Source organism: Thermoactinomyces sp. CICC 10521, from assembly GCF_016055135.1.
Taxonomy (GTDB): Bacteria; Bacillota; Bacilli; order Thermoactinomycetales; family Thermoactinomycetaceae; genus Thermoactinomyces_A; species Thermoactinomyces_A daqus.
This window is the reverse complement of record NZ_JAECVZ010000001.1, coordinates 50,964-74,285: the sequence shown is the minus strand read 5'-3', so window position 1 is coordinate 74,285 and position 23,322 is coordinate 50,964. Positions and strand designations below refer to the sequence as shown.

The 23,322-nt window shown below is 48.8% G+C and carries 20 protein-coding genes; 18 read left to right on the top strand and 2 right to left on the bottom strand.

The window, feature by feature from the left end:
- The first annotated feature begins 58 nt into the window (after positions 1-58).
- The 8 genes from I8U17_RS00445 to I8U17_RS00410 all read left to right on the top strand — a co-directional run bounded on the left by I8U17_RS00445 (position 59) and on the right by I8U17_RS00410 (position 10,618).
- Positions 59-2,752, top strand: a complete 2,694-nt coding sequence (locus I8U17_RS00445; RefSeq protein WP_370589190.1) for a phosphoenolpyruvate synthase — start codon at positions 59-61, stop codon at positions 2,750-2,752.
- 156 nt (positions 2,753-2,908) lie between these two features.
- Positions 2,909-3,409, top strand: coding sequence for a GNAT family N-acetyltransferase (locus tag I8U17_RS00440; RefSeq protein ID WP_198055241.1), 501 nt, complete (start codon positions 2,909-2,911; stop codon positions 3,407-3,409).
- A 254-nt stretch (positions 3,410-3,663) separates the two neighbouring features.
- Positions 3,664-4,467 carry a 5-deoxy-glucuronate isomerase gene (iolB, locus tag I8U17_RS00435; protein WP_033100939.1) on the top strand — a complete coding sequence of 268 codons (804 nt, stop codon included), beginning with the start codon at positions 3,664-3,666 and terminating at the stop codon, positions 4,465-4,467.
- 240 nt (positions 4,468-4,707) lie between these two features.
- The gene (locus tag I8U17_RS00430) at positions 4,708-4,974 is read left to right on the top strand and encodes a heterocycloanthracin/sonorensin family bacteriocin (RefSeq protein WP_370589189.1); all 267 of its coding nucleotides are present in this window, start codon (positions 4,708-4,710) and stop codon (positions 4,972-4,974) included.
- Positions 4,901-5,092, top strand: a complete 192-nt coding sequence (locus I8U17_RS00425) for a hypothetical protein (protein ID WP_198058961.1) — start codon at positions 4,901-4,903, stop codon at positions 5,090-5,092. Before I8U17_RS00430 ends, I8U17_RS00425 begins: the two co-directional genes overlap by 74 nt.
- 48 nt (positions 5,093-5,140) lie before the next feature.
- Entirely contained in the window at positions 5,141-7,075 is a 1,935-nt protein-coding gene (locus tag I8U17_RS00420; RefSeq protein WP_198058888.1) for a putative thiazole-containing bacteriocin maturation protein, read from the top strand.
- The gene (locus I8U17_RS00415) at positions 7,072-9,015 is read left to right on the top strand and encodes a TOMM precursor leader peptide-binding protein (RefSeq protein WP_033100938.1); all 1,944 of its coding nucleotides are present in this window, start codon (positions 7,072-7,074) and stop codon (positions 9,013-9,015) included. Before I8U17_RS00420 ends, I8U17_RS00415 begins: the two co-directional genes overlap by 4 nt.
- 22 nt (positions 9,016-9,037) lie before the next feature.
- A complete protein-coding gene (locus tag I8U17_RS00410) occupies positions 9,038-10,618 on the top strand; it encodes a SagB family peptide dehydrogenase (RefSeq protein WP_198058887.1) in 1,581 nt (526 codons plus the stop codon).
- Positions 10,619-10,866: 248 nt separating this feature from the next.
- On the opposite strand, the gene I8U17_RS00405 is transcribed toward I8U17_RS00410, so the two are convergent.
- Positions 10,867-11,556 (bottom strand): phosphatase PAP2 family protein, encoded by a 690-nt coding sequence (locus tag I8U17_RS00405; protein ID WP_198055247.1) that lies wholly within the window; start codon positions 11,554-11,556, stop codon positions 10,867-10,869.
- Between the two features lie 243 nt (positions 11,557-11,799).
- On the opposite strand from I8U17_RS00405, the gene I8U17_RS00400 reads away from it, so the two are divergent.
- The 9 genes from I8U17_RS00400 (at position 11,800) to I8U17_RS00360 (ending at position 19,701) form a co-directional block, all read left to right on the top strand.
- Positions 11,800-12,342 (top strand): undecaprenyl-diphosphatase, encoded by a 543-nt coding sequence (locus I8U17_RS00400; RefSeq protein ID WP_198055248.1) that lies wholly within the window; start codon positions 11,800-11,802, stop codon positions 12,340-12,342.
- 333 nt (positions 12,343-12,675) lie between these two features.
- Entirely contained in the window at positions 12,676-13,227 is a 552-nt protein-coding gene (locus I8U17_RS00395; protein ID WP_052154166.1) for an RNA polymerase sigma factor, read from the top strand.
- Positions 13,224-13,757: an anti-sigma factor family protein gene (locus tag I8U17_RS00390; protein WP_033100934.1), complete on the top strand. Its 534-nt coding sequence runs from the start codon at positions 13,224-13,226 to the stop codon at positions 13,755-13,757. Before I8U17_RS00395 ends, I8U17_RS00390 begins: the two co-directional genes overlap by 4 nt.
- Positions 13,754-14,602, top strand: coding sequence for a bactofilin family protein (locus tag I8U17_RS00385; protein WP_033100933.1), 849 nt, complete (start codon positions 13,754-13,756; stop codon positions 14,600-14,602). Before I8U17_RS00390 ends, I8U17_RS00385 begins: the two co-directional genes overlap by 4 nt.
- Before the next feature lie 293 nt (positions 14,603-14,895).
- Positions 14,896-15,633: an MBL fold metallo-hydrolase gene (locus I8U17_RS00380; protein ID WP_198055252.1), complete on the top strand. Its 738-nt coding sequence runs from the start codon at positions 14,896-14,898 to the stop codon at positions 15,631-15,633.
- A gap of 176 nt (positions 15,634-15,809) precedes the next feature.
- Positions 15,810-16,349 carry a dihydrofolate reductase gene (locus I8U17_RS00375; RefSeq protein ID WP_052154165.1) on the top strand — a complete coding sequence of 180 codons (540 nt, stop codon included), beginning with the start codon at positions 15,810-15,812 and terminating at the stop codon, positions 16,347-16,349.
- Positions 16,350-16,763: 414 nt separating this feature from the next.
- Entirely contained in the window at positions 16,764-17,303 is a 540-nt protein-coding gene (locus I8U17_RS00370) for a hypothetical protein (protein WP_033100931.1), read from the top strand.
- A 578-nt stretch (positions 17,304-17,881) separates the two neighbouring features.
- A complete protein-coding gene (locus tag I8U17_RS00365) occupies positions 17,882-18,757 on the top strand; it encodes an NAD(P)-dependent oxidoreductase (RefSeq protein ID WP_198058886.1) in 876 nt (291 codons plus the stop codon).
- A gap of 776 nt (positions 18,758-19,533) precedes the next feature.
- A complete protein-coding gene (locus I8U17_RS00360) occupies positions 19,534-19,701 on the top strand; it encodes a hypothetical protein (protein ID WP_198058885.1) in 168 nt (55 codons plus the stop codon).
- Between the two features lie 63 nt (positions 19,702-19,764).
- On the opposite strand, the gene I8U17_RS00355 is transcribed toward I8U17_RS00360, so the two are convergent.
- Positions 19,765-20,826 (bottom strand): murein hydrolase activator EnvC family protein, encoded by a 1,062-nt coding sequence (locus tag I8U17_RS00355; protein WP_198058884.1) that lies wholly within the window; start codon positions 20,824-20,826, stop codon positions 19,765-19,767.
- Positions 20,827-21,768: 942 nt separating this feature from the next.
- On the opposite strand from I8U17_RS00355, the gene cas6 reads away from it, so the two are divergent.
- On the top strand, positions 21,769-22,566 hold the full coding sequence (cas6, locus tag I8U17_RS00350) for a CRISPR system precrRNA processing endoribonuclease RAMP protein Cas6 (protein ID WP_033100928.1): 798 nt from the start codon (positions 21,769-21,771) through the stop codon (positions 22,564-22,566).
- The last annotated feature ends 756 nt before the right edge of the window (positions 22,567-23,322 follow it).

Below are 23,322 nucleotides of genomic sequence, written 5' to 3'. Positions count from 1 at the left end.
GACCATTAAAAACGTGGGGAGGCACGATCTGACCTGATATACACTTCACATAAAGAGGGTGAGTTCGATAGAGCGATATGTATTGAGCTTCCACGACATCGATCATGCCAGTCTTCCATATGTCGGGGGGAAGGGAGCAAATCTCGGGGAGTTGACTAAAGCCGGTTTTCCGGTTCCCGCCGGATTTTGTGTCACCACTTCTGCTTATCGGCGGTTTATTCATGAAAGCAGTGAAATGGATGGGTATTTTCGGCAGCTGGAGCAGTTGGATGCCGGACAGCTGGAACCAATTCGGGAAATCGGGCAAAAAATCCGTGAGCATTTGCATACCTTGCCCATTCCTGATGAGATCCGCAATGCCCTGATCGAAGCTTGGCAGGAAGCGGGGAACGACGCCGCCTATGCCGTCCGCTCCAGTGCGACGGCGGAAGATTTGCCGACGGCATCGTTCGCCGGGCAACAGGAAACGTATTTGAATGTGAAAGGGGAACAGCAACTCCTTCAGGCCGTAAAGCAGTGTTGGTCTTCTCTGTTCACGGATCGGGCAATCATCTACCGGATCAAAAACGGTTTTGATCATCGGAACGTATTGTTGTCAGTTGTCGTGCAGCAAATGGTATTCCCTGATGTTTCCGGGATCTTATTTACGGCTGACCCGATTACCGGCCACCGCCGCACCGTTTCGATCGATGCCAGCTTCGGTCTGGGAGAAGCGCTGGTTTCCGGGATTGTCTCTGCCGATCTCTATCAGGTGTGCTCCGGAAAAATCGTCAGGAAAAAGATTGCCGACAAGCAAAAAGCGATTTTCCCGTTGCCGGAAGGGGGAACCAAAACCTGCGACTTGCCCCACGAGCAGCGGAACGAACAAGCTCTCGCTGACCGGGATATTTTGGCGTTGGCGGAGCTGGGAAAGAAAATCGAGGCCCATTACGGAAGCCCGCAGGATATCGAATGGTGTCTGGCTGACGGGAGATTTTTTATCCTGCAAAGTCGCCCGATCACCTCTTTGTTTCCGGTTCCGCAGGTTGAAGAGGATGGAAAGTTGCACGTTTTCTTCTCCTTCGGTCATCAGCAGATGATGACGGAAGCGATGCGGCCGTTGGCGGTTTCGACCATGCGGACGGTTTTTCCTTTCGGAAAGCGGGATCCGCACACGGGGGAAAGCACAGCCGCTTTGGAAGCAGGCGGGCGGATCTATATCGACCTGACTCCGGTTTTATATTCCAAAGTTGCCCGGAAAATCATCCCGAAGCTGATGGTCAATATGGATGAACGGATGAGTTATGCGTTGTCCGAGGTCATCCAGCGGGAACGTTTTTTGCAGGAAGCGGTTCCCAACAAGGAAGTGGGCAGAACCGTCCGGCGTATTATTCCGCCTTTGCTCGCCAAGGTGATCCGGATTATTTTCTTCAGCGATCCCTCCAAGGCAGTGGATAAATGTAACGAGATGATGGAGCGGCTGGTGGAAGAGAGCAAACAGGAACTCGCCTCGCTCACCGGGGCGGAGCGGATCAAAAAAATCCGTGAAAATTTGGGAACGCTGTTGCTCAGGATGATTTCCCATTTCGCCCCTTACCTTTTCACCGGAATCGTGACACTGAAATGGATCGAGCATTTTTCCGTTCGCTGGCTCGGTGATGCCCGGGAAGTTCCGCTGTTGAACCGGTCGCTGCCGGGCAATGTGACGAGCGAGATGGGACTTGCGCTCGGGGATTTGGCGGATGCCGCGAGGCCGTACCCCGAAGTGATCGCAGCGTTGAAAAAAGCCACGGACGCGACGCTTTATGATGAGCTGGGGAAAGCGGAGGGTGGAGAGGATTTTTGCGCCGCCTTTGCGCATTTTTTGGATAAATACGGGACGCGCTGTCCGGGTGAGATTGACATTACCAGACCGCGCTGGCATGAAGCGCCAACCACGTTGGTACCGGCCATATTGAGCCATCTGCAAACGGTGGAACCCGGAGAACATCGAACCCGCTTCAAGCAGGGGATCATCGAGGCGGAACAAGCGGAAGAAACACTGCTCAGACGGCTTCGCGAGAAGAAGGGCGGCTGGCTGAAAGCGAAGTGGATGTCCTTTCTGATCCGCAGATATCGCAATGTGATGGGAATACGTGAGCATCACAAGTTTACCATGATCCGTCATTTCGCGTTGTTTAAGCGGGCGATAATGGAAGAAGCCCGCCAGCTGGCGGAAAATGGGGTGTTGGAGCAGGAGACGGACGTGTTTTACCTCACTCTCCATGAATTGACTTTGCTCCTGGAACAAGGAGATTCCGGCGAGGTGCAAACCAGGATCAGCCAGCGCAAAAAAGAGTATGAATGGCAGCGAAAACTGACCCCTCCCCGGTTGATGACAAGCGAAGGGGAAGTGATTACGGGAATAAGGAACGATATTGAGGTTCCGGAAGATTCCCTGGTCGGGACACCGGTCTCCTCCGGGGTGGCGGAAGGGTATGCCCGTGTCGTTTTAAAGCCGGAATCAGCGGAGTTAAAGCCGGGTGAAATCTTGATCGCCCCATTTACCGATCCGGGGTGGACCCCGCTTTTCCATTCGGCCAAAGCTTTGGTCATGGAAGTGGGAGGTTTGATGACCCATGGTGCCGTGGTCGCCCGCGAATACGGCATTCCCGCTGTTGTCGGAGTCGAAGGGGCAACGGAGAAAATCAAGGACGGGCAATACATCAGGGTGGACGGAACATCGGGGTATGTGCAAATCCTGGAGGATCATCCGCAGTCACTGACGGATTGACAGAAGATGCCGTGGACGATCGGCTGATGCGGCTGGCAATCTGAATTAGGGGCAAAAAGAGGAAGCAGGGTCTCGATTCCTGTTCAGGCTTTGCCGGCAACCTTCGGCCGGGTGTGTCCACGGCCGGACAAAATGAATTGAAGGGGCGGGGGACAGATGCAAATTCGCGAAATCAGACGCCGGGATGCCGGTTCTTTTTTGGCGTTCCTCCGGCAACTTGACCTGGAAACCGAATTTATGCTGCTGGAACCGGGTGAACGAACAGAAAAAGTGGCAGAACAGGAAAAGTGGATTCAGGAAATCCTGAGTCATCCCAATCAAACGGTTTTCATTGCCGAAGAAGGAGAAAAAATCTTCGGTTTTATTGAAGTTTTCGGCGGAGGATTTCGGCGGAACCGAGCCACGGCCCATCTGGTGCTGGGATTGTTGCGGGAAGCCAGAGGTCAAGGTTGGGGAAGCAAACTGCTGCATGCCGCAGAAAACTGGGCCCGGCAGCATCGGATCCACCGCTTGGAATTGACGGTGATGACCTACAACGTTGCCGCCGTCTCGTTATATGAAAAAATGGGTTTTCAGCGGGAAGGGACGAGAAAACATTCTCTGATTTTGGAAGACCGTTTTGTCGACGAATATTATATGGGCAAAATACTGGATTAGCTTTTAAACAGAGCCGCATTATGAGAGATGAAGAGGGAATCCGGCCGTATATGCGCATCAGCAATCCGTGCGGCCATAGATCGGCCGAAATCCCGACCGAGCGAAATAACTCTTCCTGCCAGCCGGACGATATCCGTCTTTAATATTGATAAGTATATTCTTATAATTTAGAATGTATTATGATAACGTTGTGTTTTTTGTTCTCCCGCAGAGATGGCGCAACCGGAAAGGTTTGGAGATCGGGAGGTTGAAAAATGAAACTGTTATACCATGTCGAAGAAAAATCCGGCTATCAAAGCGTGATCGATGAGTCTTGTGATGTCCTTGAATATAACCGTTTCGATTTCCTGCGTTTGGGCCGGGGAGAAACCTGGCGCGGGGAAACGGGAGATTATGAAACGGTGCTGGTCATCCTCGGCGGAAAAGCCACGTTTACCGTGGAAGGGCTAACATGGGATAGGGTCGGTCAACGGGAAAATGTGTTTTCCGGAAAGGCGACGGCTCTCTATGTACCGATCCGTACGGCGTTTTCAGTGACGGAAGCCGGAGGCGGAACGCTTCAGATCGGGGTTTGCAAAGTGAAGGCGGAGCAAAAATTTAAACCGTTTCTGGTCGAACCGGAAGAGATCGTCGTCCATCACCGTGGCAAAGAGACTTGGAAACGGGAGGTACACGACATTATCGCCGACAATGGAGAAGGGCGCGTCCAGCGGATCGTGCTCGGCGAAACCTACGGTGAACCCGGCGGGTGGTCCAGCTATCCGCCGCACAAACATGACGAAAACAACGAGACGGAAGTGAAAATGGAAGAAATCTATTATTTTCAGATGGAGCCGCAGCAAGGTTTTGGTGTACAGCTCGTCTACACCGAGGACGGTGAGGTAAACGAATCCTTTATCATTCGTCACGGAGATGCGGTCGCCCTGCATAAGGGATACCATCCGGTGGCCGCGGCGGGCGGTTACAAAATCTACTACCTCTGGTTCCTTGGCGGTGGTGATGGACGCCGCCTCAAACCTTTTGACCAGCCGGCACATAAATGGCTGCTGCAGGATTGAAAGCGGATCCGACCGGCTATTTTCAAGTGCGAGATGGCAGAGAACGTGCTCGCCTGTAAGTTGAAGGGAAAGATCGAGACTTGGCTCTTTGCAGTCAAGTCTTTTTTATGCCTGGATGATCACAACCCGATGACGGAAACAAATTGAACCAAATCACTGACCGGGACACGTAACCACAACGGACTCTTTTTCATAAATATGAAGCAGATTTGAGCAAAGGCAAAAGATGCCGGTTCAGTGATGTTCCGGCGCAAGCATTCAAAGCATAAGCGGAGGTTGCTGATCATGGATGATTTTAAAAAACAAATTCAAAAATTAAGCGTCGACAGTTTTAAGCCCGGGGAGTTGGAGACTTGGGAATACCCGGAATATCCCTATTATTATGATGCGGAAGTATCACAAAGGTGCTGGAGATGCGGAGGATGTTTCCGCTGTGGCGGTTGCGGCAGGTGCTTCGGCTGTGGCGGTTGCGTTGGATGTTTTGCGTGTGTATTTCCTATTTTTTAGACTTGAAAACAGCATTGTCCCCCAATTGGTTGACTCTGCCAGCCGGCTGCCCGGCTCGCAGGGTTTTTTTCAGATCAACAGGAAAGAGGACAAATTACTGCAGATAAGATATCAATGAACGGGAAATGATGCGGGGCAAAACAGACCCGCGGTGAGGAGGAGTGGAATGACCGGTTTGAAGCCTTCCATGCGTTTGAAAGTGAAGGGGGACACGTTTTTTTTCCCGGATGCCAAAGGAGGGGTGTACTTTCGGAATAACTCATGCTCATTCCGGATTGAAGGCGAAACGGTCGATCAGTGGATGGAAAAGCTGCTGCCGATGTTTAACGGCGAGCACACCTTGAAGGATTTAACAGACGGATTGCCGGAGGCGTACCGCAACCGGGTGTATGAAATAGCGGAAGTATTGTGCCAAAACGGCTTTGTGCGGGATGTGAGCGAAGATCGTCCGCACCAATTAACCGATGAAGTGCGGCAAAAATTTGCTTCGCAGATTGAATTTCTGGATACGTTGGCCGACTCCGGCGCTTCCCGTTTTGAGTCCTATCGCCGGGCCAAAGTGTTGGCAGTCGGCTGCGGCCCGATGTTGGCCTCATTAACGCAGGCCTTGCTGGAATCCGGATTGCCCCGGTTGCGTCTGCTGGTAACCGGCTCACATCCAACCAATCGCGAGCGCTTGTTTGAATTGGCGTCGCATGCCCGCAAAACCGACCCTGAGGTGGAACTGGAGGAAATTTGCCGGGACAAGGAGGGGCCGGATTTCTGGCGGGAAGCGGTGGATCCGTTTGATTATGTTTTATACGTGTCGCCAGGAAGAGGGCTTGATAAACTGCGGCTGCTTCATGCCATTTGCCGGGAGGAGAAAAAAGTGTTTCTCCCGGCCGTCGGTTTTGCCCGGTTCGGGATGGCGGGGCCGGTGGTGGAACCGGGCGCGGAGGGATGTTGGGAATCGGCGTGGCGGCGTCTGCACCGGAACGCGATTGGCAAAGAAACTGGGCAAAATGCATTCCCGTCGACCGCCGGGGCGCTGTTGGCCAATGTGATCGTGTTCGCCTTGTTCAAAACTGTTACCGGCGTGGCTCAGGCGGAAGAGAAAAATAAATTATTTTTGCTGAATCCGGATACATTGGAAGGAAGCTGGCACTCGTTTTTCCCCCATCCATTGGTGGCCGGACACAGGGAACCAACATGGGTTCAGGAGCCTGTTCAGCAGCTGGAAGAGAGTGCGGGCAGCGGGGCAGGAACGGATTTGTTTTCTTATTTCAATCACCTGACATCGGTGGAATCGGGAATTTTCCACGTTTGGGGAGAAGGAGACCTGAAACAGCTTCCGTTGTCCCAGTGCCGCATCCAGGCGGTGAATCCGCTGTCGGACGGGCCGGCAGAACTCTTGCCGGAAATCATCTGTTCCGGGCTGACGCATGAAGAAGCGCGAAGGGAAGCCGGTTTGGCCGGAGTCGAGGCATATGTATCTCAAATGACCGGTTTGCTCGTAAAGGATGGCATCATCCAGCCGCAGGAATTTGTCGGTGTCGGCGCAGGAACAACCGTTGCCGAAGCGTTCTGTCGCGGATTGCAAAAGTGCCTGGCTGATGAACTGGTGAAGCAACTGATGGAACGGCGGCCTGTTGTTGTTCCGGTGCAGTTGCCGGAGGTCAGCGATGAACGCTCCCAGTTTTTTTTGCAAGCATTGACAACCTTGCACGGGGAAGCGGTGATCGGTTTGGGCGAAAGCGTATGCGGGTTTCCGGTGGTTTGGATCGGTACGGGAGGCAGATGGATTGGCAGTGCCGGCTTGAATGAGACCATGGCCTTGCGAACGGCATTGCAACAGGCCGTGCAAAGAGAACAAAATCAAACGGAGTGCGGGGGAATCAAAACAGCAGAAGTTTCATCTGTCCTATTACGGGATCAGGAACCGCATCACCTGCGGTTGCCTTCCTGCGGGGAATCCTCATCACAATTGTGGCAATCTGCCTCTCAGATTCTGACACAGAACGGCTGGGAGGTTTTCGTCTTGGATTTGGCACTGGAACCCTTTTTACAGAAAGCACTGGCAGGAGTGTTTGGCGTGTTGCTAAGGAGGGGGGAGACAAGATGAGCGCGGTGGTGTTGGTAGTCGGAGATGGACTTTTGGCGGACATGGTGTGTGAAGAGATCTCACTCCGATACCGGATCGTTCGGAAAAGCAATTTAACAACAGGCGTGCCGGAAACAGCAGAGATGGCTTTGATGCTGCACGATTCCTGGGATCCCTCCGTTTATGCCGTGGCCGAGGAGGTGTTTTCATCTGCCGGGATTTCCTGGTTGCGCGGCTTCGCTTTCTTTGGCGAAGGTGTGGTCGGGCCGCTGGTTCGCCCGGGTGTGCCGGGATGTACCCGCTGCGCTGATGCAAGGCGGATGATGGCGAGAACGGATCGCACTGAGATATTGGAACTTCAGCAACGCCTTGCAGACATCGGGGGACTTAAACGTGACGCATGGGCATCGCGCTCCGCCCTGTTGCAGATGGTTCACGTTCTGACGGAGGAAACACACAGAGTTTTGCAAGGAAAAGAGTCCCATTTACAAGAACATCTCTATTTGCTCAATCTGAGAACGCTCCAAAGCTCTCGTCACTTTTTCCATCCCGACCCGCTGTGCCCGGTTTGCAGTCGATTGCCCGATGATTCCCCGGCTGCGGCGCGCCTTTCCCTGAAACCGAATCCGAAAATCAGCGCGGACAGTTACCGCTGCCGTTCGCTTGATGATCTGAAGGAATGTCTGGCCAGGGACTATCTGGATCACCGTACCGGTCTCTTTAATGGAAAAATGATCGATTCTGTCACGCCGTTCGCAGTTGTGGGGGTAAACATGCCCTTGCTCCGGGGAGATGAGACATCGGCAGGCCGGACCCATTCCTATGCGGAGAGCGAAATGACGGCGATTTTGGAGAGCCTGGAGCGGTATTGCGGCATCACCCCCCGTGGCAAACGGATGACAGTTCATGACAGTTACCGCAATCTGGAAAGTCAGGCGCTCAATCCGCTGAAGGTGGGGGTGCACGCGCCGGAACAATATGAGGAGCTGATTTTTCCCTTTAAACCGTTTGATCCTGACCGTTCGATGGATTGGGTATGGGGCTATTCATTTACCGAGGAACGTCCGATTCTCGTGCCAAAACTGCTTGCCTATTACAGCCTGGGCTTTGAGGATGGCTTTGTTTATGAAACGTCCAACGGGTGCGCTGTGGGCGGAAGTTTGGAAGAGGCGATCTTTTACGGCATTTTGGAAGTGGTCGAACGCGATTCATTCCTGATTACCTGGTACGCGCAATTGCCGCTCCCGCGTCTTGATCCGTATTCTGCGGAGGATCGGGAATTGCGATTAATGGTCGATCGCATCAGAGCGGTGGCCGGGTATGATGTCCATCTGTTTAACGCGACGATGGAACACGGGATTCCCGGTGTGTGGGCATTGGCCAAAAACCGGAAACCAAAGGGCATGAATCTCCTCTGTGCGGCCGGCGCCCATCCGGATCCGGTCCGGGCAGCAAAAAGCGCGATTCACGAGCTGGCAGGCATGATGCTCAATCTGGATGAGAAGCTGGAAGCGAACCGTGACAAGTGCATGCGAATGTATCGCGATCCTTACCTGGTGCAACAGATGGAGGATCATTCCCTGCTTTACGGGCTGCCCGAAGCGGAAGAGCGCCTGCGGTTTTTGCTGGATGAAAATCGGCCGCTGCGAACATTTGCTGAGGAATTCCAACGGGAGGAGTGGTATCCGGATTTGACTGATGATCTGAAGAGGATAATAAAAAAGCTTCGCCGCGTGAATCTTGATGTGATTGTGGTCGACCAAACGACACCGGAATTAAGGCGCAATGGCCTGTTTTGCGTGAAAGTGCTGATTCCGGGAATGTTGCCGATCACGTTCGGGCATCATCTGGTGCGCTTGACCGGGTTGGATAGGGTATTGCAGGTTCCGGCCGAACTGGGGTATGCCAAACGGCGGCTGACCCCTGATCAGCTCAATCCGCATCCGCATCCGTTTCCATAAACCGCATTCGGGAGAGATAAGGATGAATCTGGATGAGTTTCTGCAGTCGCTGCATTTTGATGTCGACAAAGTCAGGCCGCCGGACTGTAAGGTGGACTGGGAGGATGCACCGCTTCCCTATAAACTTTATCAGGATTTGCCTGCGATCCCCCTGTCATCGGAAGTTCCGCTGTCGCTCATCGGAGGAGAAGCGCCCGTGCAGCCCCGTCTTCGCGAAATGGGACATTTTCTCTGGTATGGATACGGGCTCACCCAATGTTCCCAGCCTGCTTATGCACTCGATTCCACGGGAAAAGGCCGGGGACCGATGCACCGCAGCCGCCGGTTTGTTCCCTCAGGAGGGGCGTTGTATCCAAACGAATTGTATCTCTATTTGAAGATGGAAGAGGTGCCGGACGGAATCTACCATTATGATGTGGCACATCACCGGCTTGTCTTGTTGCGCGAGGGGAATTTTGATTCCTATTTGCTCCGGGCGCTCGGCAACCGCTGCGATTGGTCGTCATGTTTTGCCACGGTTTTTGTTTCAGCCGTCTTTTGGAAAAATTTTTTTAAATACAATTACTTTTCCTATCGGCTGCAAGGGTTGGATGCCGGCGCACTGATCGGTCAGTTGCTGGAATTGGCAAAACGGTTCGGCTTCGTCTCCGGCGTCTGCTTCCAATTTCTCGATCGGGCTGTGAACCATCTGCTCGGGTTAAGTGAACAAGAGGAAAGTGTATATGCCGTGATTCCGCTGTCACTGCAGCCGGTGGACGCTTGGTTTGCCGGGGGATCGGACGGAGACGGGCAGGTCAGGGACAGGGAATTGTGCCGGGAATTGCCGGAAATACGGCACCGGCATTTCATTCGCTCGCGGAAGGTAAAACCGTATCCGATGCTGGTGAAGATGAATCAGGCGGCGATGTTGGAAACCATGCCGTCGTTTCAACGGCCGGCCGGCGGGAAGCGCGTCAGCGGTGAGGGGCCGTCACTCACTTTGCCTGAGGCGGACCGATTGTCATATGATCTGGCAGCGGCCTGCCGAAAGCGGTACTCACCTGGCATGGATTTCTTTTTGGGCAAAGTGTGCCAACATCAACTGGCTGCTCTGCTTAAAGAGGCAACCGTTTCCTTCGCCTATCGCAATGATTTGGATGCATCACAGGAAAAAGCCAGGCCTCGTATCTCGCTTGCAGGCTGTTTTTATGGCGTTGAAGGCATCCCGGATGGTGCCTATCGCTATGACAGCGAGGCTCATGCTTTGCAATTGCTGCAGCCCGGAGATCATCGGTTCAGTTTGCAACAGGGAATGACCTTGCACAATGTCAATCTGTTCCAGGTTCCCCTCTGCCTGCATGTGACCGGAGACCGGAATCATTTGAAGGAGGCACTTGGATACAGGGGATATCGCATCCAACAGATGGAAGCGGGCATGCTGATGCAGCGATTATTGTTGGCGGCGTCGGCGCTCGGGATGGGAGGACATCCGCTTCTCGGATTTGATGTGAACCTTAGTGACGGGCTTTACGGGATGAAATCGCGAGGAGAAACATGCCTGTTGCAGATTCCGGTCGGTCCTGTCCGTCCTCATCCGCAACTGCAAGGAAATCTTCATGCTTAGAGAAGAATAGGAGAATTGCACAGGAATATATGCCTGCGGCAGGTTATGCCAGGACATAGCTTTATCGCAGAGATTGCAAAGATGGCTTGCACTCGTCGCGTCATGTTTTCCGTTTAATCCTTTGTGTGCGGTTCTCCGGCGTTGATGACGGCCAAAGTTTTGTGCCAATCCACATTCCCGGGCCTCCCGGTTCTCCCTTCACTTTTTTGCGCTTTCTTTCCTTGTCGCTAACCAAGAGGAACACCGGTTCAGCTGTGGCTGTGATTGTCGATTGTTTGCCAAACCATGATACAAATGATCAGCCATGCTCCTCCGGCGACAAAACCGGCGATGACATCACTGGGAAAATGAACCCGCAGATAAACCCGGCTCAAGCCAATCAAAAAAATGAGCATTCCTGTAAAGGCCGGCAAAGGCCAAGAACATTTCCCTTGCTTTTGCCGGCTTCGCCAGATGCAATAGCCCAGCATGCCGTAAAACGAAGCGGCTGCCATCGCGTGCCCGCTGGGAAAACTGTATCCGCCGGCTTCGACCAGATGCGGGAGCGTAGGGCGGGAACGGTGAAATATCTCTTTCAGGAAGAGGTTTAATAATTCGCTCCCGGACAGGCTGATCGCCAACATCACGGCTTGCCAGTGCTTTTTGGAGCGGAAGAGCAGCCAGGCCACTGTTCCCAATAACAAAGGAACCTCTACAAAGGCCGAGCCCAGAGTGGTAATCCAGACTGCTGCTGTTGTTACTCCCGGTTCGGTAAAGCGGTAGATCCACTCACCGATGATGGTGTCAAACAGCTTTAATTTACCGTGTATGAGATCTTCAGATAATGCGGCAAAAGTTCCCAAGAGCGACATGAACATCAGCATTTCCCAGAGGAACTGCTTTTTCTTTTTGCTGAGCGAAGAGAGGAAACTGATGAGGATTTTATCCGATTTGGCCATCGCTGATCAACCTTCTTGCATTTTATATGTTCTTACTGTAGACAAAGGACACCGGCGAAAGATAAAAAGTTCATACTTGACCCGTTTTCATGAAGAAATTCCTCTTTTTTGCAATAATCCCGGGACAGAAACCATGCCTGTCATCAATCGGAAGAATTTTTTTGTTTTCACGTGAACTTATTTTGTTCATTTGGTGTCTTTGCAGATGTACAAACGGAAAGAAAAAAGAAGGAGAGGTTGGCTTTGGATTACAGACTGTTTCAATATATCAATGGATTGGCGGGGCATAACGCAGTGCAGGACCATGTTTTTGAGGCGCTCAGCTCTTATGGTCCCTACGTTTGTGTGCTCGTCGTCATGATCATGGCACTTCGTCCCGCTACGCGCCTGGCCGCCGTATTTGGTTTTGTGTCACCCTGTGTGGCGATGGCGGTGAATTTTTTAATCGGAGTTCTATATAATCGGCCGCGTCCGTTTGTCACTCACCATGTCCATTTGTTATTGCCTCACGATCCCAACGCCTCTTTTCCCAGCGACCATACGGCCGGAGCGGTGGCGATTGCGATGGCGCTTTGGTTCTTTAGCAGAAAAGCTGGGGTGCCTATGTTTCTGTTGGCTTTGCTGATCGGGTTCTCCCGCATTTATGTAGGACATCATTATCCGACGGATGTTCTGGGAGGTCTGGCAGTCGGCGTTGTGAGTGCGATTATCGTCCATCAGGCGGGAACCAAACTGGTCAAACGTTATCTTCCTTCAATGGTAAAAGAAAAAGAAGAAGCAGCCTGATCAAAAACGGGATGTCAACGGCCTGGTTCTGGATTTGAACCAGGCTTTTTCCGTGAAGTGCATTGCAGTCCGGTCATGGTGCGCGCTTTTCTCCTGATTCCCCAAGATTTTCAAGGAGACTTGAGTGTACCGGGAACTTTTATCTCCCGGTTGTGCCGGTCTGTGTACCTGGGTGGTATTCATGCAGTACGGATTTGCAGGGGATAATTCTCGTAGATCCTTTTTTTTGCCAGGTGAGTTGCCAGTGTGAACTTTTTTGCTTGACGTACTGTCTTTACGTTAAAAGAAAAGGATGACCGGAACGGGAATGGAGGCAAGAGTGGAGGGAGTGTGGTGGATCAAAGTTTAACCCAACTTATCAAACAGGTGAAACAGGGAGATAAACAGGCATTTGCCCGGCTGGTGGACCGATATAAGCGTCAGGTTTTTTATCAGGCCTATGCTATGCTTAAGGATAGGGAAGATGCGGAAGACATTGCACAAGAAGCTTTTATTAAGGCCTTTTTTTCCATGAATCAACTGGAAAGCGCCTATGCGTTTACAGCTTGGTTAAGCCGGATCGTTTATAATCTGTGTCAAGACCGGATCAAACAAAGAGAAAAACAGAGGCGGGTGATCAGGGAATGGATTCATGAACAGAGAGACCGGATCAGTCATTCGGGAAACCAGATTGAGCAGAAACAAGTGCAGCTCGATTTAAAACGCGCCCTCCAAAGGTTGACTCTGGAGCACCGTACGATTCTGGTGTTGAGGGAGATTCAGGGCTTGTCCTATCGGGAGATCAGCGAAATCATCGGTGTTCCGGAAGGGACCGTCAAGTCTCGCATACATAACGCGCGCCTTTCTTTACGCGCGGAATTGGAAAAAGAGGGGGGTTTAAAGTGAATCATGTGAAAGAGATGCTCTCTGCTTATATGGATCATGAACTGCCAGCAAGCGAAAAAGAAGAAGTGGAGAAACATCTGCAAACATGCTCCGATTGCCGGGATGCTCTAGATCGGTTAATGGAGATGAAAATGCTTTTGGCGCAGTCTCTGGAAGAGATCGAGATTCCGGAAGCTTTTACCAATAAAATCATGTTGACCATTGATCAGCGGGAGCAGGTCATGATCAGCAGGGAAGATACAAGAAGAAGACCGTCCCTGTTTTCCAATCGGGCGTTGCAACGGGGTGTGATTGCCAGCATCTTGCTTTTGTTTATCGCCGACGGCGTGCTGATGTCAGCATTTGCGTTTCTGTTGTCCTTTCAATTCCTCAGCTTTTTCGTGGGCTTGTCGCATGCGGTGTTGACGTTGATTACGGCTCTCCCCTATATTGGAACCATTGTTTCCGTCACTTCCTTGCTGGTCATCCCGCTTTTCGGATGGTGTCTGTGGCAACTGTTAAGCTCGAAAAAGGTGGAACTATGGTCATGAAACAAAAAGTGCTTCTGTTGTTGTCCCTCTGTCTATGTATTCTGGTGTGGGCTCTGCCGGCCAGCGCGAACGCACTCCATCCGGTTTTTCAACCGGGAAATACACTTTTCTCCGATGATAATATCACGATCGGACCGCAGGAGTCGATTGAACACGTGGTCGACCTTGGCGGAAATGTGACCATTGCCGGAAGAGTGCATGAGGTAGTCGTCATCGGCGGCAACCTCCATCTTCAAAAAAGTGCCCGGGTACGGGATTTCATCTTGGTAATCGGCGGTTCTGTCACACAAGAGCCGGGAACGATTACCACTGACAGTTTATTTCACATCGGGACGAACAACCAGATTGTGAACAGTTTGCTGATCACCGGCACCACCCTGTTTGGCTTATGGTTTTTCCAATTGTCACTGAGCTTGGTCCTCATCCTTCTCTCCATCGGTGCCGCGGTATTTTGGCAAAAGAGGATGGAAGCGTTTATTCAGCCCATCCGGCTGGATTTTAAGAGGCTGATGCTGATCGGATTTGCTGCCGGTCTCCTGCTTGTTGCCGTGGGAAGCGTCCTTATCCTCAGTATCATCGGACTGCCGCTCGCGCTGGCTTTGTTCCTTTTGGTCATCGTTTTTACGGTGATCGGTTTGACTGCCGTTTCCATGATGATCGGGGGGCAGTTTCCGTCTGCACATGAACGGCAACCATGGTTAAATGCAGCGATCGGGTCGGTATTGATCGTGGCTCTGCTCAATTTTCCCCTGATCGGTTTTTTCATTTTCCTGGGGCTTTATTGGCTGGCTTTGGGACTTCTGACTACCTGGCTGTGGGAAAAAAAGAAGATGTTGTTCAAATAGAAGCGTTAAAAAAGCATCCGGGATCGCAACATTTATCCGGATGCTTTTTTATTTCCGATGACATATCTCCATACGCCTCAGAAAGTGATCCGATCGAATTTTGCTTCGCGGGCCGGACGGATGGACTTCGGCTACCAAAAGGGGGAGATGATATGGATCTTGAATATCCTTAATATGGATTTAAAGAGAATATTTAAATGTCAGGTTTGTTTTAATAAAAAGGGTGGGAATGTTTAAGAGGCTGAAGCAAGAAAAGCGGGTCTTGCCAAGTTCTCAGGTCGGAGGGAGTCAGGATGCATCAAGTCCATTTGCTTGAGATCGAATTTGAAAATGACGGACTGAAGCAAGTTTATACACCGGTTCTGATTCAGGATGAGCATGAAATGATTCTGATTGATTGCGGGTATCCAAATTCCGGGGATCATCTTGAAAAGGCGGCGGAACAAGCCGGTGTTTCGTTATCGGGCCTGACCAGGGTCATTGTGACACATCATGATCTTGATCATGCGGGGGCATTGTCCGGTCTGAAGAAAAAGTATCCGCACATTGAAATTATTGCGCATGAACTGGAACGGCCTTACATCGAAGGAAAGAAAAAGTCTCTGCGACTCGAACAAGCAGAAGCCATGCTTGCCGTTATCAAAAATGAAGAGAAGGCTGATGCTGAACGATTCATTTCCTTTTTGCAAACTTATGAGCCGGCAACAGTTGACCGTACGGTCGTGGCTGGTGAGCGATTGCCCTGGTGCGGCGGCATTGAGATTGTCCATACGCCGGGTCACATGCCGGGGCATATCTCGCTGTATTTGCTGTTCAGCAAAACGATGATCGCCGGAGACGCCGTTGTGGTGGAACACGGAAGGCTGAACATTGCAAATCCGCAGTACACGTTGGATATGGAAGAAGCGCTGCGTTCTGTCCGGCGATTGCTTGACTACGACATTGATCATCTGATCTGTTATCACGGAGGCACATTCCATGGCGATATTAAAAATGCGTTGAAACAACTGATTCAGGATGATGCTTTGTAGCATTGGATTCATCCGGCAAACCGATGCAGAACCAGCCAATCTTTGCAGACCGATGGTCCGGGAGCGAAGCTTGTTTACGATAAGTACAAATTGTTGAAAGACTTAATGTAATGTATTTCCACCGTTTCCAAATTGATGATCTCGGACTTATTGATTATAATCACGGAGAGAGAAGATTGGCTGAATGTCGTTATTTTGATTGGAGTGGTTTTGTGTTTAATATTATCGTAGCTTATGATCAGAACAGGGGAATTGGCAAAGACAACAAATTGCCTTGGAACATTCCGGATGATCTGAAGCACTTTCAACAAATGACTCTCGGGAAGACGGTTATAATGGGAAGAAAAACGTACGAGTCAATTGGCCAACCTCTGGAAGGAAGAGCAAATATCGTACTTACCTCAAGCTGGGGTAATGTGGAACATGATCCATTGAAGCAACAAAACATTACGATATTCAAAGATCCGGAACCCATTCTCAACATGAATAACCAGGAAGATATGTTTATCATCGGCGGACAAAAGATCTTTGAACTCTTTCTTCCGCACGTAAAACGGATCTATGCCACGGAGATACATGACACTTTTGACTGTGATACGTTTTTCCCGGAATTCAAACACCTTGATTTTAAAGAAATTGAAAGAAAGCCAGGATCAGTGGATGAGGAAAATCAGATTCCTCATGATTTTGTTGTTTATGAAAGGAGTCCGGAATAACCGGACTCCTTTCATAATTATTCTTTGCGTGCCCGGAAGACCTCTGACCTCTGGCTTCAGCCATGGGGATGAGAGTGCGTCAGACGTGGGAGTGAATACGCAACGATCTTTTGTTCTCTTTTTTTGTACCTGTTTAATTGGAAATCATTGTTGTAAATCGGCAATGGATGAAGAATGTTTAAACTGTTCAAAGTGATCGAAACGCCATGTACGACTGACCAATCCCTTCCTTTTGGATAACCCCTTGCAAAATCGTTCGAAACTCCGGCATGACCCAACGGTGAAAAAATATTTCTTATCTGAACTTTTCTTCCCACTGGGAAGTCTTTTTTTATTGGTTCCGAAAACTGATTAATCGGATCACGTGATGGATTAGTTTCCTATTTGAGAAATAATAAAGAAAGGTGAAAAAGAATGCAGCAAATGATAAAAAAACATTGGATACAAAACAAGAAGGAACGCAAATGGGTATATGCCGCACTGGGGTTCGCTGCGGCCATTGTCTTTATCGGGCTGTGGAGAATAGCTCATATTTCCCTGTATGCCTTGCATACCCTTCAATTTAAATCTTCATTTAAGAATATCGGTTCGTTGGCGAGAATTGTGCTTTTTATTGTTTTAGCTTATTATGTTTGTCTTTTCATCCTGCAAAAACGATTGGCAGAACGTTGGGGTTTTCTTAAAAAATGGGTGATATCCATGTCTCGCGTGGCTCGAAGTTTGCATACGCCTGTTGCGATCATTGCAATGGGGCTGATCATTCTTCATGTGGTGGGAGCTTTTCTTTATGGTTTTCGGTTCGATTTCAACAATCTCAGCGGGTTGCTTGCATTGTTCGCTTTGCTGCCTGTGCCCGTTTCCGGCTTGTTTCGGTATCGAAGATTGGATCGAAAATGGCATTTGCGGTTAGGATTGGCTTTCGCTGTTTTGTTTTTGATTCATGCATTTTTGTAAAAGTCAATGTCCGCCTGTCACATGGGAACCGTCTTGGCTGGTTATTCTTCTTTCGGTTGTTCCGATCTGAAGAAACCGGCTTTTTTATGTCGGTTAACAGGAGTGGCCAGAAAGGGCACGGCTGCTTCTTAGATAAAACCTCTGTTGACCCGGATGGTTTGACCCGTGATCCATGAATCTCTCAATTTCCTCCCCTGACTTTCCAACCCTGTCATCTCCATGGATAAGCTTTTCTTCCTTTCCCCTTTTTCGGCAAAAATAATTTTTCTCTTTTCGATCCATGCTTTCTATTCTTATTTTGCGAACAATCATCCACCATTTATGGCTTCGATTGAAGAGGCCTTCCTGCCTTGTAATCCCCGGCGGGTCAGGAGACTAAGGTCCGTCACGCCGATACATAATAGGGATATATCCCATGTTACCTCATCATGTCCGTGATCATACATGGACCATGATGAAATGGGCCGAAATGGACACTTGATTTTTGAACAGGCAGAATCATACAGTTGCAGATATTGCATGTATGTTGCACTTCCCTGATAATACACTTGTAACTTTGAAAGACAGGTGGTATGGAAATGCATACATTGGGATGGATTGGATTGGGTCATATGGGAGCACCGATGGCCATGAATCTTTTGCAAGCAGGATGCAAGGTGAATGTTTATAATCGTTCCCGGGAAAAAACAACGCCTTTGACAGAATCGGGAGCAACCCGGCTGAATTCACCGAAAGAAATCGTGGAGCAATCGGATATTATTTTCATGATGCTGTCAGACTCAAATGCGGTTCGGGCTGTATTAACCCAGGAAAATGGAGTTTTGGCAGCCATGAGGCCAGGTAAAGTGGTCGTGGACATGAGTACAATTTCCCCGGAAGATACCATGTCCTTTGCGAGCATGGTATCAGAAAGGGGCGGCGTGTACCTGGATGCACCCGTGTCCGGTTCAGTGGGAGTTGCAAAAGCAGGCCAATTAGTAATAATTGCGGGAGGGGATCAGCAGGCGATCGAAATTTGCCAGCCTTATTTTAATATTTTAGGTAAGAAAACCATATATTTTGGTTCTAGCGGAAAAGGCAGTTCGGCAAAATTGGCGATTAATTTGTTACTGGGCGTGATCGGACAAGGTATCGGGGAAACCTTAGTATTTGCAGAGAAATCAGGATTGGATAAAGAGAAAGTATTGGATATGATCTCCCAGTCCGCATTGAATACTGCGCTATTCCAAGGCAAGAAAGATATGTACCGCAATGAGGAATTCCCTTCTGCATTTATGGTGGAACTCATGTCCAAAGATTTAGGACTGATCAAAGCTGAAGCAGATCGGATGAACATAACATTGCCGCTTGCTGAAGCAACAAATATTACTTATCGTTCTGCAAAAGAAAATGGAAAAGCAAAATTAGATATGGCAGCCGTTTATTTGGAGTTAAAAGAAAAAAATACAAGATAGAATCAAATAAATGCTCCCTCCGATTTGAGAGGGAGCGGCTCCGAGATCAGAAACCGAAAAGATGAGGTTTGACATATCACGTGTCCAGACGGGTTCGTCATTTGACGGAAGTTAACTCAAGTTGTCTTCCGAATACATTTGCGTTGAGGCATCTGCATTAATTGCAAACTGCTTTCCCCTTCTTCTCGTTTAAACTTCCCGATTTCGCTTCCCGTATCCGAAAGAGTTTCCGGTACCACTTGACCATTTCTGCGTTCTTTCACCAACTTTGCGTACTTCAGTTACCACATCTCATCAAAAATGATTCAAAATACCCGATCTTTCCCCAAAGCGGGTAAAAATCGGGCTTTGGCTTTACCTCATCGATTTATTCAGAAACTGCCAGAGCTTTCTCCCCAACCGTAACTGCGCGGGCCCCCATACGGATATCTGTATGGATACCGATTATATCTTCGCTGACGACGCCAAGGTGAATAAGGGTATCCGGGAGTCATTGGATAGAATGGATACCCCGGAGACCAAGGATAACCGGGAGTTGGATACCCGGGGGGCATGGGGTACTGCGATATCCAGTAAGCGTAATCCATCAAACCACTCCTTTGTATGTTTGCATGATCATTGTATGATCGTCTACCGGCAAAGGAACCAAGTGATTTTCCCAAATTACGGCCCAATCCAAATCCGGCTCCGGTTTGGTTAAGCATAAAATTTACCAGAGTAAATGAGAGAGATGAAAGGCATAATTAATCAAAACTTTCAAAGTGAGGTCATTTCCAATGAAGAAACTGGATAAGAAAACAAATCATGACTATACGACGGAATTTACTTTTGAATTGTATGACCGGGAGCGGAATGGTCAACCAGTGACAAATTCGATCTTGGAATCGTATGGACAGGTCGGAATTTCAAATGAGCGTGATCAGATAAAAAAAGGCCGCAAGTAAGAACCTGCAGCCTTTGCATCGCTTTTCATTTGTCCAAAATGCCTGAGAACAAAAGGGGGTGGGTTATTGCAAATAAGGTTTGGGATTGACAGTATGCCCGTTTTTCCAAACCTCAAAATGCAAGTGATAACCGGTCGCTCCAATAAATCGTCCGTTGTTGCCCACCTCGGCGATTTTTTGGCCGCGGCTTACATGCTGACCGGCATGAACGGTTACGGTGCTTAAAAACATATGGGCGTACCGTGTTTGCAACCCATTTGGATGTTGTATATCAATATACACCCCGTAACCGTCCGGGTCGGAAGTACTTACCCTCAAAACTGTACCACTTTCCGCAGCGTAAATGGGGGTTCCTTTCGGACGCGGAAAATCGTCTCCTTTATGATAGTGATTCCCGCGGAACTGCATATAATTCCAGTACACCATACCCGGTGTAGTCGGCCAGCCCAATTGGCCGCTGCCTGAGTTAAAGTAACCGGCATATTGTTTCAAAACGGCATTTTCTTGCTTTTCATATTCTTCCAATTCGCTTTTGTGTTTGTCCAGCTCAGCTTCATATTGCTTGACTGCTTCATTTGCCTTTTCCATTTCCGCAGCCAGGCTTTTTTGTTTCTCGTTCAATTCAGCTTGCTGTTTCTCCAGATTTTTTTGCACAGTCATATATTCGTTAAACACCTGGTAATCACTTTCGACAATCAAACGCAATACCTCGTATCGTTTGAGGAAGTCACTGAACGAATCGGCTGCAAAGAGCTGGGCCATATAACTGTTGCTCCCTTGCAAATAGATCCGTTTCAGCTTATTTCCCAAGGATTGCCGTGATTGTTCCAACACTTTTTTGTTTGCTTCGATGTTTTTGTTCAATTTGGCGATCTGATCATTCAAAGCGCCTGCTCTTGCTTCAATTTCATGAATCCCCTTTTGCTTCTCGTCGATCAGTTTTTGGACTTTGGCGATTTCCGCTTTGGATTCACTCTGCTTTGATTTAATATCTTTCAGTTTTTGTTTGCCTTCCTCCGCTTTGGAGGTCGCGTATGCAGTCGGGATGGTTTTTTCCAAAGGTCCGGGAGTCAGACTGATCGTCAGGCAGACCGTCAGCACGGATATGATCAGTTTTCTCTTCATCAACCATCTCCTCTTTCCTGTTGGTATGTAATTGATCTGATTCACCCATTTCTATTACCCTATCATTTTATCAATAAAGATGAAATAGATCGGGTTTTACTCGAAAAATTACCATTTTGTTTGCATTTTATTTATTTCATAAAGGAAAAAACAGGAATTTGTTTGGTAATCAAGTTTATCAGGTAGAAACTTATGCAAAAATTGGATATACAATTCCCGTCCGGTGGTGAAGTGACGCATTGAATCCCGCAGGAATATTGACAGCTTGTTTCCATATGAAATCAAGGGTTGAGCCGGGGATCGTGAAAACTTCAGAAAAACATGTTGCAGTTGAAAAGCGGATGGTGAATGAGGGGAAACCGGTGATTTTTATGGAGTGAAAAGCGAACAGGCTATGGGATGAAAAGGATTTTGTCATCATGGTGTTAACAAAATCCGATCTCTTCATTGTTTTTTTAATTGATATAATAGTGGAAGAAGATTGGTTGCTATTTTGTAAACCTTAAATTTCATCGGTCAACCGAAATGTTTGTCATTGGCGAACACCCTGAGCTTCAAAAAAGACCCAAGAGATGTTCGGAAATGCCGAAGACCACAAAAATAAAGGGGAAACCGGATTTTTGATGAGAAAGAGATCCGGTTGAACAGTCAGAAACTTGGTCCAATAGAGGAGATGCTCGGAAAATAAAGGATAAACCCAATAAAAATTAAGGGGTACAGCGAACGCCTTCTCAATCCATACACCTCAGGCAGGAGGATTGAAACGCAAGCTGGATGGGCGCATTGTAAGTTGGGTCAATGTCTCAATCCATACACCTCCGGCAGGAGGATGAAACTTTCTGGCGAACTTCGGCACTTCTGATAGAAGAAGATTAATAAAAACACCAATGAAAGCCTATCTCCATTCATGAAAGGAGAAGTCCGATTTTACAGGAGGATTCCATGTACCGTTTACGCTTGATGGCAGACTCGCCATATCACCGGAATACAGTCGGAGTGTTGTCAAAGCGATTCCATGCGTTTGTACTGAGGTCAATCCAAAGCCAGTCTCCCGTTTTGTCTCAACTTCTTCATGACAGAAAGAAACGGCAGGTATTTTCGACCCATCTGTTGTTGAAGAAAGGGGAGATGTGGATTAACACGCCGAATCGGGAACTGATTTCTTGTATCCAACAGCATTTGTTGCTTCATCCGGAAATTGACTTGATTGATTGGAAAGGAATCGTTCAGGAGTTTCATTGCCAAACATACTCCCGTTCTTTCATAGAGGAGAAGTTTTCACCCAATTTCACCCTGCATTTTTTGACTCCGACCACCTTTTATCAAAGAGGGAACTATTATCCCCTTCCTGAACTGAAACGCTTATTGTCCAGCGCAGCCAAAGCGTATGAGATTTTCAGCGGGGAACCGGTTGACTGGGGGGATCTTGAACCGCTGGTTCATCTGATCCGGATCGAGCAGGTGGAGGTGGCCACCGAGCGGGTTCATTTCGGAGAATTTAACGTCATCGGATTCAAGGGGAAAATAGCCATGAATATTAAGGCTTTGCCAAAGGAAAAGCAGCAAATGGTTTGGAAATTGATTTCCTATGGGGCACTGATGGGGTTTGGCTACAAGACTGCGTGGGGATTGGGACAAACCATGCTGGATCCCTTGGAGAAGCGACACATTTCCGAACACAGGGGGGCTTCGAAAAAATCCCCGGAGTTGTTCGGAAATCCCAAAACCCGCATGGGATAAGAAAAATCACCTTCAGAGAATGATTGCTAGGGGTCTGGATAGCCGAATTTCCTGTTATGACAAGGAGATGTTCGGAAAGCCCTAGAGAGAGCCAAAGACGTTGAAGGTTTCAGCGAACGCCGTCTCAATCCATACACCTCGGGCAGGAGGATTGAAACTCTTTTCTCTCCAAAGGCAATTTCCTCAATAGCATGATCCGTCTCAATCCATACACCTCTGGTAGGAGGATTGGAATATCATCAACAGAAAAACCGAAACGCATTCCTCTGAAAGAACTTCAAGCTGCTGCAAAGACCGGGCGAATTCAGGAAGAAGATATCGTTGAACGCAAGCAGGAACTGGAATGTTAATCCGAGGGCACAAATTTCCATAAAACAACAGGGGAAAACCATAAGTTTGTAAAAGCCGGGGAAATTTTGTTCTGAACCGGGCTTTTTTTGTTCTGTTCAGCTTTCTCCATGATCACGGTTTATCCTAACTTTCGGAGATATGTACAAGCCAATTAGCATAATCTTTTATCTGTGTCTGTCATGTTTACTGATTCAATCAGTGATGCGTTTAACATGTACCTAAGCCGGATTACGTTTTCTTCAAAATGAAGAAAAAGGTTTGTGAAAGGTGGCGATTCGAATATGAGATGTTTTGGTGAACCCGAGCCGTTTGATGTGGTTGCGCTTAAAGATCCGTATGAGTTCGACCTGGATATCGATCCACCGCGTTCGTAGGGGAGTTGTTACGTGAACTGTATTCAGAAGA